We start from the raw sequence: 14,346 nt of genomic DNA, 5'->3' as shown, positions 1-14,346 counted from the left end.
CCAATTTCTTACCGCCGATTAAGGCACGTCGTAACCCAGAGCCGCCTTGCGAATACGGAACCACTGCTGACGGTTTAACGTCAACTGCTGTGCCTTCAGCGCCGAACGCACGCGCTCAATCTTGCCAGAGCCAATAATCGGCAGCGGTGACGACGGCAAACGCATCACCCAGGCGTAGACCACCTGTTCGATAGTCTCGGCGCCAATCTCCTGTGCCACCGCCTGCAGTTCATCGCGCAGCGGTTGGAACTCGGCGTCATTGAACAGGCGGCCGCCCCCCAAACAAGACCAGGCCATCGGCTTGATACGCAATTGCTGGCACTGATCCAGGGTGCCATCCAGAATAGCCGGCTGATGGATCGGCGAAATTTCCAGTTGATTGGTCACCAGTGAGAACGGCAGACGCGACTGCAGCAGCGTGAACTGCGTCGTGGTGAAGTTGGATACGCCGAAATGGCGTACCTTGCCACTTTTATGCAGTGCCACGAAGGCCTCGGCCACCTCATCGGCATCCATCAGCGGATCCGGACGGTGGATCAGCAACAGATCGAGATAATCCGTGTGCAAGTGCTGCAACGAGCTTTCCGCACTGTTTACGATATGTTCGCGGCTGGTAATGTAATGGCCGATTGGATTACCCGGCTTGGCAGTAGTGGCGATACCGCATTTGGACACCAACTCCATCGACTGACGCAGTGAAGGCTTCAGACGCATCGCTTCACCAAAGGCTTGTTCGCAGGCATAGCCGCCGTAAATGTCCGCATGATCGGCAGTAGTGACACCCAGCTCAATATGCTGCTCAATAAACGCCAGCAACTGTTGCGGCGACATCCCCCATTCCATCAAACGCCAGTATCCGCAAATCATGTGGGAAAATTCAGGCCCCTGCGGCGCGAGTTGTATACGGTTTACCATTATTGAAACCTCATGACAGTGTTTAATGCCAGCATACACAAGCGGATAACTCGGTGGGAAGCGGAAAGCCGCGCTTACGTGCGGCAGATCAGAAATGACTTAGAACAGCGACGGTTGTTCCGGCAAGGGTTCGTCCGGTTGTTTACTGGCTCGCTGCAGGCGCAGCAAGCGTTGGTGGCACAGGCGCAGCACGTCCCGTTTTTGTGCATCGTTCATTTGCATCCAGCCAAAGCGTTCCTCACGGCTGCGCAGGCAACCACGGCAAAAGCCGCGATCATCCGCCTGACAAATGCCGCGACAGGGGCTGGGGATGTCAAAAAACTCAAGCTGCTGTGCCACACGTCCTCCTGCGTTCTCTTGCTAATTGAAGACGCCATCGGCGCCGCTGGCAAGTGACTTTTCGGCATGACGGTGAAAATAGTCGCGTAAATACCGCAGCGCCTGACGATTTTTCTCCGGCATTGCCCGTTCGAGCGTCATGGCGTGCAGCCGCAGTGGTGCTGGTCGCCATTCAGGCATCAGTTGGATCAGTTCACCGCGCTGCAATTCATCCTCTATTTCATACAGCGGTTGAATCGAGATCCCCAGACCGCTGCGGGTGAAGGCGCGCATCACGTTCATGCTGTCGCTGACGATCTGCCCTTCCGCCAGACGCAATTTTAGCTGTTGCCCACCCTGATGATGCAAATCCAGATGCGCCCCGCTGAAAGCGCCGGAGATCCAGCGGTGTTGCACCAGGTCCTGCGGCGTCTCGGGCACCCCGTGCTGGCTGAGGTAGCGCGGAGCGGCACACAGTACCATTGGCCATTCGGCCAGCGGATGGGCAATCATATTGGCATCCGCCAGTTGACGATTGACCCGCAGTGCAATGTCGATCCGTTGTTCAATCATGTCGACGATCCGATCGTCCGCCAACACTCGCAGAGTCAGGTTGGGATGCGCCTGCAGCAATGGTGCCAGCGCCTCCGCGAGCGGACGGCCACCTATGCCAATGGTGGTAGCGATACGCAGCTCCCCCACCAGAGTGTCGCGCAGCTCGGCCAGCCGCTGCTGAGCCTGTTGCGCCTGAAACAGCATCGCCTCGCAGCCGGGGTGAAATGCCGCCCCAGCCTCGGTAAGTGCCAGCCGTCGTGTAGAACGATGTAACAAGGGCACGCCAAGCGCTTTTTCCAACGAACGCATATGCTGGCTGACCGCCGATGGCGTCATGCCCAGCCGCCGGGCCGCACCGGCAAAGGATCCTTCCGCCACCACGGTGGCGAAAACCGCCATTCGATTCAGTTTATCCACGATTATGAAGTTTTACTTACTCAAGAAAGCACGAATATGGCACTAATCAAGCCTATTGTTAAGTACTACATTGTAGATACGCGCTCAGGTGAATCTGAGCTGATACACGACAGGAGCAAACAGATGAAAGTAGCCATTATTGGAGCAACGGGTTTTGTTGGCCGCCGCGTGGTGGATGAAGCACTGAACCGCGGTTTGCAGGTCACGGCGATTGCACGTCAGCACAAAGACTTGCCCGACAACGCAAACCTGACCATCGCATTGGGCGACGTCGCCGACACCGAATGGCTGGCGAAACAGCTAACCGGCCAGGACGCGGTAATCAGCGCCTTTAACCCGGGTTGGGCGGAAGAAAATCTGTACGAGAAAACCACCAGGGGCTCACAACAGATCCTGGACGCGGTGAAAAAATCCGGCGTAAAACGCCTGTTGGTGGTTGGCGGTGCCGGCAGCCTGGAAGTGGCTCCGGGCGTTGAACTGGTCGATACCCCGCAGTTCCCGGAAAATATCCGCCCGGGTGCCCAGGCCGTGCGTGATTTACGCAACAAATTGCGCAATGAATCCCAACTCGACTGGACCTATTTGTCTCCAGCGGCCCTGCTGGAACCCGGAAAACGCACCGGGCAATTCCGTCTGGGTACCACCAAGCTGTTGATGAACGGCCTGGCACCCGCGGGTATTTCGGTGGAAGACCTGTCGGTAGCGATTATCGACGAGATCGAAAAACCGCAGTTTATTAAAGCGCAATTTACCGCCGCCTATTAATCATTCTCGCCCTAATCCCCTCGCCAGACCGCCCGGTCTGGCGACTCTCAAGCTAAACCAAAAGTAAACGTCCCCTGTAACCATGATAAATCTCTAAGGTTTTCTTAAGTTTCATCCTGTAAATTTCAGCGCATTACTCAATATCAGGATTCAGATTTGGCAATGTCGTTACGTCAACGCTTACAGTGCAACAGCCTGGGTTTTATCCTCGCCAGTGCCTTATTCTTCACTCTGTTTCAGAATGCGTTATTTCTTCATAAAGCCTGGTCGTATATCAGCTTCGATAACGTCCACAGCGTGATTTTCGCCGCCACCATGCCGGTGGTGATTTTCTGTGCGCTGAATATTATCTTCAGCGTGCTGACCGTGCCGTTTTTACGCAAGCCACTGATGATTTTCTTCCTGCTCGGCAGCGCGGCCGCCAACTACTTTATGTTCAGTTACGGCGTGGTGATCGACGGCAATATGATGCAGAACGCCTTCGAAACCAATCCCCAGGAAGCCACGGCGCTGTTGACGCCACGCATGGGCCTGTGGCTGTTGCTGCTGGGTATTCTGCCTGCAGTATTGGTGTGCTTTATCGAAATCCGTAAGACTCGCCCATGGTGGTACATGGTCGGGTTGCGGGCCGCTAACGTGATGCTCTCGGTAGTGGTGATCCTGATTATCGCCGCCCTGTTTTATAAGGATTACGCGTCGCTGATCCGTAATAACAAAAGCGTGGTGAAAATGCTGACGCCGTCGAACTTCGTTTCCGGCACCATCAAATTTACCCAGCAACGTTATTTCACCCGCAATTTACCGCTGGTGAAAATTGGTGAAGATGCACGTAAAGGGCCGTTGATTACTGCACAGCAAAAGAAAACGCTGGTTGTTCTGGTGGTGGGCGAAACGGCACGTGCCGAGAACTTCTCATTGGGCGGCTACGGGCGCGAAACCAATCCACGCCTGAAACAGCAGAACGTGGTGTACTTTAAAAACGCCAGTTCCTGCGGCACCGAAACCGCGATCTCCGTGCCTTGCATGTTCTCCAACATGCCACGCCAGGATTACGATGCCACCCAGGCAACGCATCAGGAAGGTATGCTCGACGTGCTGGCGCATGCCGGTGTTAATGTGTTGTGGCGTGAAAACGACGGCGGATGCAAAGGTGCCTGCGATCGCGTGCCGCACGTTGACATGACCAAGTTGAAACTGCCGCAGGATTGCGACGGTGACGTCTGTATGGATAACGTGCTGCTGTATAAACTGAACGACTATATCAACAGCCTGAAAGATGACGGCGTGATAGTGCTGCACCAGATGGGTAGCCACGGTCCGGCCTATTACCGTCGCAGCACGCCAGAGTTCCAGAAGTTCTCGCCCACCTGCAACAGCAATCAGATCCAGGATTGCAGCCACGAGCAGTTGGTGAATACCTATGACAACTCACTGCTGTATACCGACGCCATGCTGGACGACACCATCAAGCTGTTGCAACAGCACAGTGACAAGTTCAACACCGCGCTGGTGTATCTCTCTGACCACGGTGAATCGCTGGGCGAAAACGGCATGTATCTGCACGGTACCCCTTACGTATTTGCGCCAAGCCAGCAGACCCACGTCCCCTTCCTGATGTGGATGTCCGCGGACTATGAGCGCAACTTCAAGGTTGATCGCCAGTGCCTGAGTAACATGGCGGAAAAGGATGATGTCTCGCAAGACAACCTGTTCCATACCATGCTTGGCATGCTGAACGTGCAAACACGGGAATATCAACCGCAGCTGGATATTCTGCAGCGCTGCCGGATAAACAGTTAATACTGCGTACATTTTCACTGCCGGTACCAATAACTATCTGTTGGATACCGGCAATGAAACCAACATATGCGCCACCAGAAATAATTAGTTGAAACATAATATCCATAGTCACAACAACAACAACTCATTGATACTCAAAAATTAATATTGATAAAAATAATATATTCAAAAAACAATTTACTTCCTTGCGGCCTGAGCTACATTAAAACTAACCCTTCACGTATAATCAAAGTTACACGCCTGTCATTTTCTCTCAATTATTCTAAGTATCCCGAGGTCAGTCATGGCTCAAAATGATTACACACAATATGCGAAAGATGAACTCACCCTGAATGAAAGCATTAAAAAAGGAAATAAAAGCAACGACGCTAAAAGAATTCAAGAGTGGCTAACATTTAATCATCAACAAGTCGTTATTGATGGCGAATTTGGTCCGGCAACAGAGCAAGCCGTTAAGAACTTTCAGAAAACATTGGGACTGAACGAAAATGGTATCGTCGACCCATTGACCTGGAAAATGCTCACCAGGCCGATGCAAAACGCCTTGGCTGGCATAGGTAACACACAGTCATTCGGTGATGCGCTTAAAGTAATTGCGACACAGCATTTAAATCAGCATCCAATTGAAATTGGAGGTGAAAATCGTGGCCCTTGGGTACGCCTTTATATGCAAGGAGCCGAGGGAGAAGACCAGCTTTGGTGCGCAGGTTTCGTGAGTTTTATTCTCCAGCAAACTCGCGATAATCTTGGCCTACAAGTCATGCCTATAGCCGGTTCACAATCCTGCGATATTTTAGCTAAACAGGCGAAACAAAAAGGACGACTAGTTCCTGCAGAACTGTTCGCATCAAGGCAAAAGCGTTGGCAGGAAATGGGTCAGATACAACTCTTTCTGGTGCGCTCTGATAAATCAGACCAAGACTGGGTCCATACCGGTTTCTCTTTTAACGGTCACGACTCATTGTTCTCCACAATCGAGGGAAACACCGACCATCAGGGAAGTGCTAATGGCTATGAAGTCTGCTCGAAGATCCGCAACATCAGTAATAAAGATTTTATTAGTCTGCTTTAAACAACCATATCATTGATAGTCCGGCTGCAGGAGTTTTATATGAAAGAAGAAACTTCATCTGCTATAACAAAAAAAGATTTAATCGTTTTGCTGCATGGCTTCAATGGTTCGGCAGACAACATGAAATATATTAACGCTATTATTTTAAACAAGTGGCGGCGACAGGGACGTTCCGACCCCATACTGGTAATTCCATCAATGCCACTGAGTTTGACAGCGTTTTCGGATCCCTACCTAATCACAAAAGAGGTATTTGATCAGATTAACTCAACATGGGAAAATAATAAAAACAATATCGAAGACATTTATTTTATTGGCCACAGCACAGGCGCATTAATTGCCAGAAAAGTTTATATCTATGCTTGCGGGCAAACACCTCGCGTTCCCTTTGACCCATTGTTTATCGGCTCGGCGGCAGTACCTTGGGCATCGCGAGTTAAACGAATCGTTTTGTTGTCAGCCATGAACCGAGGATGGACAATTTCGCCGCATCTTTCGCTTAAAAATGCCTTCGTGTGGGGTATCGGTAACCTGCTGGGAAATATCATCATGATGTGTAGCAACAAAATACCCTTAGTATTTAATATTCGCCGGGGTGCCCCCTTCCTTACTCAATTGCGCCTGGAGTGGATGGCCATGCGCCGACGCGCAGCAGAATCCCCTGATGTTGCAGGTTCAGCAATTACCGTACAACTCCTTGGAACCATCGATGACATGGTTTCTCCTGAAGATAATATCGATCTCGTTGCCGGTGACGATTTTTATTATTTTGATGTTCCGGGCTCAGGCCATTCCAACATCATTGAAACGAATGATACTCCCGTCGGGAACCAGCGGCGTCGACGAGTGGAAATGGCCCTAACAGCGTCAAAGGAAAGACTTGAACAGTATTCCATTTTACCGGCAGACCATAACGAACCCACCAGGGAACCGAGAGTGACCGATGTAGTGTTCGTCATCCACGGTATTCGCGATCAAGGCTATTGGACACAAAAGATTGCTCGTCGAGTCGTTGCTCTGGCGAGGGCCAGAAATAAAAATATTGATAAAATCATGAACACTACAACGGTACCAGTGGTGAAAACCATCGTCAAAACTGAAACATCCAGCTACGGTTACTTTGCCATGCTGCCATTTTTATTGCCGCATATACGCCGCCGTCGCGTTGAATGGCTACTGGACCGCTATGCTACAAATCAGGCGCTCTACCCTAATGCCGAGTTCTCTTTCATAGGCCACAGCCATGGTACTTATATGCTCGCCAAGGCATTGCAATCTTATTCAGGCGTGTATTTTAAGCATGTCATTTTCGCCGGTAGCGTAGTACGTACAGATTTTGACTGGAAAACGATGTTTCATCAGGGACGGGTTAAAACCATGGTCAACTTCGTTGCCACGGCAGACTGGGTGGTTGCATTGTTTCCGAAAACCTTCCAAACTCTGTCTATCCCCGATCTCGGCAGTGCTGGTCATGACGGTTTTAATAGCAATAAAACGTTCAATCTTCGCTATGTAACAGGCGAGCACAGCGCGGCATTGCAGGAAAAGTATTGGCGTGACATCGCCCGCTTCATTCTCGATGGGAAAGTTCCAACGTTGCAACCTGCAGCTTGCCGTCAATCCAGGATTGTTCGCACTCTAGGAACATTTTCACCACTTGTTTTACTGGCCATCCTAGCGGTTGCGCTCGGCTTAGGCGCTATCTTTTATTGCCTGGGGAGTCATCTTGGCCAAGGCAGGTGGGGAGAAGCTGCATTGGCGATTTACCTTCTGTTGATTTGGAAGGTTGTAACCTGGTTTTGAGTGTTGAACAATCAAGAGTTACCGGGTAAATCCACCGACGATAGTGAATCTTCCCGTTACATTTTGGTCAAGACACGCATTGACCTAGACCAATCGGTCTATTATGCTGATACCCATTATGACTAAACATGCGCACTGCCCTACAGATACCCGTGAACATTTGCTCGCTACCGGCGAGACCCTCAGCCTGCGTCTCGGTTTTACCGGTATGGGACTGAGCGAACTGCTGAGCACAGCGGGCGTGCCAAAAGGTTCGTTCTACCACTACTTCCGGTCTAAGGAAGTGTTTGGCGAAGCGATGCTACAGCGTTATTTCGAACACTATGATGCGGCAATGCAACAGCTGTTTGCCGACGATAAAGGCGATGCACGCCACCAACTGTTAAGCTATTACGCTCAGGCGATCAGCTACCATTGCCGCAGCGAATGCCATAACGCCTGCCTGGCGGTGAAATTGTCTGCCGAGGTGAGCGACCTGTCGGAGCCCATGCGTCATGCGCTGGAAACCGGCAGTGCCCGGGTGATTGGTCACCTGCAGGATACGATTGAACGCGGGATCCGCGAAGGTTCATTGTCGCTAGCCATGAGCCCGGCGGCCACGGCGGAAACGCTGTATTCCCTGTGGCTTGGCGCTTCATTACGCGCCAAAATCCGCCACTCGGTCGCCCCGCTGACCAGCGCGCTGGAAAGTATTGAACTGTTGTTGCGTCCGGCGCAGCACTAAACAAAACACCCTGATTTATCATGAATTGCCGCATTGGGCGGCTTTACATTCGTTACTAGTCGACCGGTCTATTAATATAGGATGCACTATGAAGATTGAAAAGTTGTTCTCCCCGCTGAAGGTTGGCGCTGTAACCCTGCCAAACCGCGTGTTTATGGCCCCGCTGACGCGTCTGCGCAGCATTGAGCCTGGTGATATCCCTACTCCGCTGATGGGGGAATACTATGCCCAACGCGCCAGCGCGGGTTTGATTGTCACCGAAGCCACCCAGATTTCTTTCCAGGCGAAAGGCTATGCCGGTGCACCGGGGCTGCATACCCCCGAGCAGATCGCCGCGTGGAAAAAGATCACCCAGGCTGTACATGACAAGAACGGCCATATCGCCGTTCAGCTGTGGCACGTGGGCCGTATTTCCCATAACAGCCTGCAGCCGGGCCAACAGGCTCCGGTTGCCCCTTCTGCGATCAATGCCGACACCCGCACTACCGTGCGTGACGAGACCGGTGCCTGGGTACGCGTACCCACCTCTACCCCACGCGCCCTGGAAACTGAAGAGATCCCAGGCATCATTAACGATTTCCGCCAGGCGACTGCCAACGCACGTGAGGCCGGTTTCGACTTTATCGAACTGCATGCGGCGCACGGCTATCTGCTGCACCAGTTTATGGCGCCGGCCTCTAACCAGCGCACCGATCAGTACGGCGGCAGCATCGAAAACCGTACGCGTCTGACACTGGAAGTGGTTGACGCCACTATCGCTGAATGGGGTTCAGAGCACATTGGTATCCGTATTTCACCACTGGGTCCGTTCAACGGCCTGGACAACGGTGAAGATCAGGAAGATGCAGCCCTGTATCTGGTGGAAGAGCTGAACAAGCGTAACATCGCTTATCTGCACATTTCTGAGCCTGACTGGGCGGGTGGCAAGCCATATTCCGACGCCTTCCGTGACTCGGTACGCGCCCACTTTAAAGGCGTGATTGTCGGGGCCGGTGCCTATACCGCCGAGAAAGCAGAAGAGCTGATCAATAAAGGCTTTATCGATGCCGTGGCCTTTGGCCGTAGCTATATCGCCAACCCGGACCTGGTTGAGCGCTTTAAACTGAGCGCTGAGCTGAACGAACCTAAACCGGAAACTTTCTACGGTGGTGGTGCTGAAGGCTACACCGACTACCCGACGCTGTAAGTAAAATAGCAAAGCCCGCCGGTATGCCCATACCGGCGGGCTTTTTACCATTTAAGGGGAGCTGTCAGTTAGCTCGCAGCCAATCTCGCCCAACGTTTCATTTCATTGGCTCCAAGATCCTTCATTATGGTGAGAAACCAAACGGTAAACTTTTCAGGATTACGCGTTGTTTCATCCGTTAATTGCTGAATATCCGTCCACGACCAACTATGGGCCTCTTCAGGCGCCCCTTCCGGCTTGCCGTCAAATAAACCGACATAGATATGATCGAATTCGTGCTCAATCAAATCGCCGGGGACCGTAGCCTGATAGGTAAAGCTGGTAACTTGTTGTAGCTCAGTGCAGAACCCCATCTCTTCCTGCAGACGGCGCTGAGCCGCGGCCAGTGTCGACTCGCCCCAGCGCGGGTGGCCACAGCAGCTGTTGGTCCATAGCCCGGCCGAGTGATACTTACTGAAAGCTCGCTGCTGTAGCAACAGACGCCCCTGGCTATCAAAGATAAAAATTGAAAATGCCCGGTGCAGCAACCCCTGCTGATGTACCAACGTTTTTGTTTGCGAACCAATGGGATTATCATCGGCATCAACCAGAATTAACATTTCATCCATTAATTGACTCCTGTTGCGCACGCAATGATCCCACACTAAAAAAATAAACCGCCATATTAATCCGATCCAAATGTATAAATTAATCTTTGCCCTGCATCGTTATCGGGCACGCTATCCCTTGCGGTGGCTATAGTACCGGTTTCCTTTGGCCGCACGGCGACAAAGCGTGCGGTTGTGGCATTGGGTTGAACATTAAAGTGACAACGTCACATAATGCCGTACACCTCCCCTTACTTACATTGAAATCCCTTATGCGGCAACGCTATACTGGATTTGCTTCAATCCATCCGCCATTGGCAACGGCACATCCAATCAGAGGAATTATGCGCTTACTCCATACCATGATCCGCGTCGGTGATCTGCAACGCTCCATCGACTTCTATACCAAGGTATTAGGCATGCGCCTGCTGCGTACCAGCGAGAACCCGGAATACAAGTACTCACTGGCGTTTGTAGGCTATACCGATGAAAGTGAAGGTGCGGTGATTGAACTGACCTATAACTGGGGCACCGACAGTTACGAAATGGGCACCGCATTCGGTCACCTTGCACTGGGCGTAGACGATGTTGCGGCCACCTGTGACAGTATCCGTAATGCCGGCGGCAAGGTTACCCGCGAAGCCGGCCCGGTCAAGGGCGGCACCACGGTGATCGCCTTTGTTGAAGATCCTGACGGTTACAAAATCGAACTGATCGAGAACAAACACGCAGGCCATGGCCTCGGTCACTAAGATCATTCAGGGGCGCTATCTGCGTCCTTGTTTTTTCCACGTGATAACCGCCTGCAACCGGGCGCAAAATTTGCCATAATGCGCGCTGCATTCGATGAAGATAAGAAACTGATGGCCGAAAAAAGTGATCTTAACGCCCTGAGTGGCCGTTTTCGTGGGTTTTACCCCGTAGTGATAGATATAGAAACTGCCGGATTTAATGCCAAAACTGACGCGCTGCTGGAGATTGCCGCCGTTACGTTAAAAATGGATGAAGACGGCTGGTTGCAGCAGGACGAAACCCTGCACTTTCACGTGGAGCCTTTTGAAGGCGCCAACCTGCAACCCGAAGCGCTGGCTTTTAACGGCATAGATCCGAGTAATCCCCTGCGTGGTGCGGTCAGTGAGTACGATGCGTTGCACGCTATTTTTAAAGCAGTGCGCAAGGGCATTAAGGATCGCGGCTGTAACCGGGCGATAATTGTGGCGCATAACGCCAATTTTGATCACAGCTTCCTGATGGCGGCCGCTGAGCGCGCCAGCCTGAAACGCAACCCTTTCCACCCTTTCGCCACCTTTGACACCGCGGCATTGAGTGGGCTGGTGTTGGGGCAAACGGTGCTGGCCAAAGCCTGCATTGCCGCCGATATCCCGTTCGACAGTGCCCAGGCCCATTCAGCGCTGTATGACACCGAGCAAACCGCTCAGCTGTTCTGCGAGCTGGTTAACCGCTGGAAGCGTCTTGGCGGTTGGCCGCTGGCCGCCACCAATACCGACTAAGACAAAAAAATCGGGCGGCCCAGTATTAGCTGGCACCGCCCGATGACTTCCAACAATAAAACCGAGCCGATTATGGCTGCTGGTCTTCCTGCTGTTTGTACTTCTCTGCCGTTTCTTTGATCAGCTGCTGCAATTCGCCGCGCTGATACATTTCCATGATGATATCACAGCCGCCGACCAGCTCACCGTCTACCCACAGCTGTGGGAAAGTCGGCCAGTTGGCATATTTCGGCAACTCGGAACGGATGTCCGGGTTCTGCAAAATATCAACGTAAGCAAAGCGTTCGCCACAGGCAGACAGTGCCTGCACGGCTTGCGCAGAGAAACCGCAGTTTGGCAATTTCGGTGAACCTTTCATGTACAGTAGAATTGGGTTCTCAGTGATCTGGTGCTGAATTTTTTCAATCGTCGTCGTCATTATATTGCTTCCTCAAGCCAAATCTCATGGCTACAACATGCATCACATTGGCTATTGTAGCGGCTGGAACAGTCGCAAGAAAACGCCATCTTTTGCAAGGGCATTCCCCCGTTGTCAGTCGCGTCTCACCGGCAAGGCCTTTCCGGTCAAAACATATGCGCAGAATAACATTTTTAATCTGGCCATTTCACTAATATATTTTTTATCAAAACGCGCCGTTTAATAAGTCCGCTGGTGGTCATTGTTGGTTTTTTATACATCAACAGTTTGATTTTTCGGCAAAAAAAATGCTATTAACGTTTTCTCACAATATGGATTATCATTTATGAGTTCTTCGCTGTTTTATATGGCGAAATTCGGGAATACTGTCACTCATTCGATATCTGTTCCGGGGCCAAGGTTGGTAACGTCGACATGCGTTTAATTCTTACGCTTTTTGTGCTGTTGTTTACACAGCTATTCTTTAATCTGGCGCACGCAGCGCCACAGGCCCGTGTTGCCGCTGAGCAGCGCAAGAGCCACGTAAACGAAGCCCGGCCGGATGACCGCAAAAAAAAGAAAGCGGTTAAGGCCAGCAGCAAAAAAGTGAAAGTCACTACTCCGCAAAAAACCGCCAAGGTCTCCAAAGCCAAAACAGAAAAAACCGCTAAAAAGATCGTCAGCGCAAAATCGAAAAACAAAACTCATAAAATAGCCAAAATTAAAGTGACCCCGCCGAAGAAGGGCTATAAAAAAGGCTATGGCCGCCATCGCGAAAGCGGTATGGCCACCGCCAAATTGGTGGGTGACGAAAAGCCACTGAAGCTCAGCCCGGCGCACAAAAAACGCTACCAGCATGCCAAGCAAACCGCGATGGCCAAGCTGATGGATCAAATGGGTAAACCTTATCGCTGGGGTGGCACCTCACCAAGAACCGGCTTCGACTGCAGCGGTCTGATTTATTACGCCTATAAAGACATCGTTAAAATTAAAATGCCGCGTACTGCCAACGAGATGTACCACCTGCGTGACGCAGCGCCGATCAAGAAGAGTGAACTGGAAAGTGGCGACCTGGTGTTCTTCCGCATTAACAACCGCGGCGCGGCAGACCATGTTGGGGTTTATTTGGGTAACGGTAAATTCATTCAGTCACCGCGTACCGGCGAAGAAATCCGCATCAGCCAGCTCGACAACGACTACTGGCAAAACCACTACATCGGCGCACGCCGGGTAGTCACGCCAAAAACCATTCGATAATGCTCTTTGCGGCTGGCGCTGCCAGCCGCTCTCCCCTGATAATTCCCGTAAACCTCATTGTTGTACTCAATCCCTTGCCCGTTCCCCCTGTATTTCATCGCGAAAATTGCTAAGCTAAATACCCACAATAAAAACAGGTCAATCTATTGCCGTTGTTACGACGGCGGACTGGCACTGTTCCAGGAGGAAGCAATGTCGTTTGAACTACCTGCATTACCTTATGAAAAAAACGCCCTCGAGCCGCACATTTCGGCAGAAACCCTGGAGTATCACTATGGCAAACATCACAACGCCTACGTGGTAAACCTGAACAATCTGCTGAAAGGCAGCAAGTTTGAAGGATTATCCCTGGAAGAGATCGTTAAGGCCTCTGACGGCGGCATCTTCAACAATGCGGCCCAGGTATGGAACCACACTTTCTATTGGCACTGCCTGTCGCCACAGGGCGGCGGCGAGCCTGAAGGTAAACTGGCCGCGGCGATTAATCAGGCTTTTGGCTCTTTCGCTGCCTTTAAACAGCAATTCAGCGATGCCGCAGTGAAAAACTTTGGCGCAGGCTGGACCTGGCTGGTGAAAAAACCGGATGGTTCGCTGGCCATTGTTAACACCTCGAACGCGGCGACACCGCTGACCGGTGATGGTAAACCGCTGCTGACCGTCGACGTTTGGGAACACGCCTACTACATCGATTACCGCAACGCGCGACCTGTCTACCTGGAAAACTTCTGGGCACTGGTTAACTGGGCATTTGTGGAAAAGAACCTGGCATAACGCGGGGAAAAACAATCAGGCGCAGCGGGCTGCGCCTGTTTTACTTGAGGGGATCAGTTCAAAGCAGCGGTGAAGCTGAAAGCAATAATCACGGCCAGCGCACAAACGGTGGTGAACAGTGACATTTTCAGATCGGTATCCATTACAACTCCTTTTCAGATTGGGTTTCCCAAGGGTAAAAGGCACACAATTAATGCGTCAAACCATTTTCACACAGTTGAACAATAAAATCTTGTTATCATTTCCCGGTTTATTATACCGATTACCT

The 14,346-nt window shown here is 51.5% G+C and carries 16 protein-coding genes; 10 read left to right on the top strand and 6 right to left on the bottom strand.

The window, feature by feature from the left end; translation table 11 throughout:
- Positions 1-18: 18 nt before the first annotated feature.
- The 3 genes from E5C26_RS11205 to E5C26_RS11195 all read right to left on the bottom strand — a co-directional run bounded on the left by E5C26_RS11205 (position 19) and on the right by E5C26_RS11195 (position 2,205).
- The gene (locus E5C26_RS11205; RefSeq protein ID WP_135316363.1) at positions 19-915 is read right to left on the bottom strand and encodes an aldo/keto reductase; all 897 of its coding nucleotides are present in this window, start codon (positions 913-915) and stop codon (positions 19-21) included.
- A 99-nt stretch (positions 916-1,014) separates the two neighbouring features.
- Positions 1,015-1,254: a DUF1289 domain-containing protein gene (locus tag E5C26_RS11200; RefSeq protein WP_135316362.1), complete on the bottom strand. Its 240-nt coding sequence runs from the start codon at positions 1,252-1,254 to the stop codon at positions 1,015-1,017.
- Between the two features lie 21 nt (positions 1,255-1,275).
- Complete coding sequence (locus E5C26_RS11195; protein ID WP_206194261.1) at positions 1,276-2,205, bottom strand: LysR family transcriptional regulator; 930 nt, start codon at positions 2,203-2,205, stop codon at positions 1,276-1,278.
- Between the two features lie 123 nt (positions 2,206-2,328).
- On the opposite strand from E5C26_RS11195, the gene E5C26_RS11190 reads away from it, so the two are divergent.
- From E5C26_RS11190 to E5C26_RS11165, 6 genes are all read left to right on the top strand, one after another.
- Positions 2,329-2,970: an NAD(P)-dependent oxidoreductase gene (locus tag E5C26_RS11190; protein WP_135316361.1), complete on the top strand. Its 642-nt coding sequence runs from the start codon at positions 2,329-2,331 to the stop codon at positions 2,968-2,970.
- 162 nt (positions 2,971-3,132) lie between these two features.
- On the top strand, positions 3,133-4,770 hold the full coding sequence (eptA, locus tag E5C26_RS11185) for a phosphoethanolamine transferase EptA (RefSeq protein ID WP_135316360.1): 1,638 nt from the start codon (positions 3,133-3,135) through the stop codon (positions 4,768-4,770).
- 283 nt (positions 4,771-5,053) lie between these two features.
- Positions 5,054-5,842, top strand: coding sequence for a peptidoglycan-binding domain-containing protein (locus E5C26_RS11180; RefSeq protein WP_135316359.1), 789 nt, complete (start codon positions 5,054-5,056; stop codon positions 5,840-5,842).
- A 39-nt stretch (positions 5,843-5,881) separates the two neighbouring features.
- Positions 5,882-7,645: an alpha/beta hydrolase gene (locus E5C26_RS11175; protein ID WP_135316358.1), complete on the top strand. Its 1,764-nt coding sequence runs from the start codon at positions 5,882-5,884 to the stop codon at positions 7,643-7,645.
- 103 nt (positions 7,646-7,748) lie between these two features.
- A complete protein-coding gene (locus E5C26_RS11170; protein ID WP_135316357.1) occupies positions 7,749-8,369 on the top strand; it encodes a TetR/AcrR family transcriptional regulator in 621 nt (206 codons plus the stop codon).
- Positions 8,370-8,457: 88 nt separating this feature from the next.
- Positions 8,458-9,555, top strand: a complete 1,098-nt coding sequence (locus E5C26_RS11165; protein ID WP_135316356.1) for an alkene reductase — start codon at positions 8,458-8,460, stop codon at positions 9,553-9,555.
- 68 nt (positions 9,556-9,623) lie between these two features.
- Here the strand turns inward: E5C26_RS11165 and idi are convergent, their stop codons facing one another.
- Positions 9,624-10,163, bottom strand: coding sequence for an isopentenyl-diphosphate Delta-isomerase (gene idi / locus E5C26_RS11160; RefSeq protein WP_135316355.1), 540 nt, complete (start codon positions 10,161-10,163; stop codon positions 9,624-9,626).
- Between the two features lie 323 nt (positions 10,164-10,486).
- Here idi and gloA point away from each other — a divergent pair, with 323 nt between their 5' ends.
- Together gloA and rnt are read left to right on the top strand one after the other, a co-directional pair.
- On the top strand, positions 10,487-10,894 hold the full coding sequence (gloA, locus tag E5C26_RS11155; RefSeq protein ID WP_012144931.1) for a lactoylglutathione lyase: 408 nt from the start codon (positions 10,487-10,489) through the stop codon (positions 10,892-10,894).
- A 78-nt stretch (positions 10,895-10,972) separates the two neighbouring features.
- Positions 10,973-11,653, top strand: a complete 681-nt coding sequence (gene rnt, locus E5C26_RS11150; RefSeq protein WP_135316354.1) for a ribonuclease T — start codon at positions 10,973-10,975, stop codon at positions 11,651-11,653.
- A gap of 70 nt (positions 11,654-11,723) precedes the next feature.
- Here the strand turns inward: rnt and E5C26_RS11145 are convergent, their stop codons facing one another.
- Positions 11,724-12,071: a Grx4 family monothiol glutaredoxin gene (locus E5C26_RS11145; RefSeq protein ID WP_012144929.1), complete on the bottom strand. Its 348-nt coding sequence runs from the start codon at positions 12,069-12,071 to the stop codon at positions 11,724-11,726.
- Between the two features lie 414 nt (positions 12,072-12,485).
- Here E5C26_RS11145 and E5C26_RS11140 point away from each other — a divergent pair, with 414 nt between their 5' ends.
- Both E5C26_RS11140 and sodB read left to right on the top strand, forming a co-directional pair.
- A complete protein-coding gene (locus E5C26_RS11140) occupies positions 12,486-13,307 on the top strand; it encodes a C40 family peptidase (protein WP_135316353.1) in 822 nt (273 codons plus the stop codon).
- A gap of 192 nt (positions 13,308-13,499) precedes the next feature.
- Positions 13,500-14,078, top strand: a complete 579-nt coding sequence (sodB, locus tag E5C26_RS11135) for a superoxide dismutase [Fe] (RefSeq protein ID WP_135316352.1) — start codon at positions 13,500-13,502, stop codon at positions 14,076-14,078.
- 53 nt (positions 14,079-14,131) lie between these two features.
- Here sodB and cydH read toward each other — a convergent pair whose 3' ends face one another.
- Positions 14,132-14,221, bottom strand: a complete 90-nt coding sequence (gene cydH, locus E5C26_RS11130) for a cytochrome bd-I oxidase subunit CydH (RefSeq protein WP_004943739.1) — start codon at positions 14,219-14,221, stop codon at positions 14,132-14,134.
- Between the last annotated feature and the right edge of the window lie 125 nt (positions 14,222-14,346).

The sequence above is a fragment of the Serratia proteamaculans genome (assembly GCF_004684015.1).
Classification (GTDB): domain Bacteria; phylum Pseudomonadota; class Gammaproteobacteria; order Enterobacterales; family Enterobacteriaceae; genus Serratia; species Serratia proteamaculans_F.
Note: the sequence above shows the minus strand (reverse complement) of the source record. Positions and strands in the feature narration are given on the sequence as shown.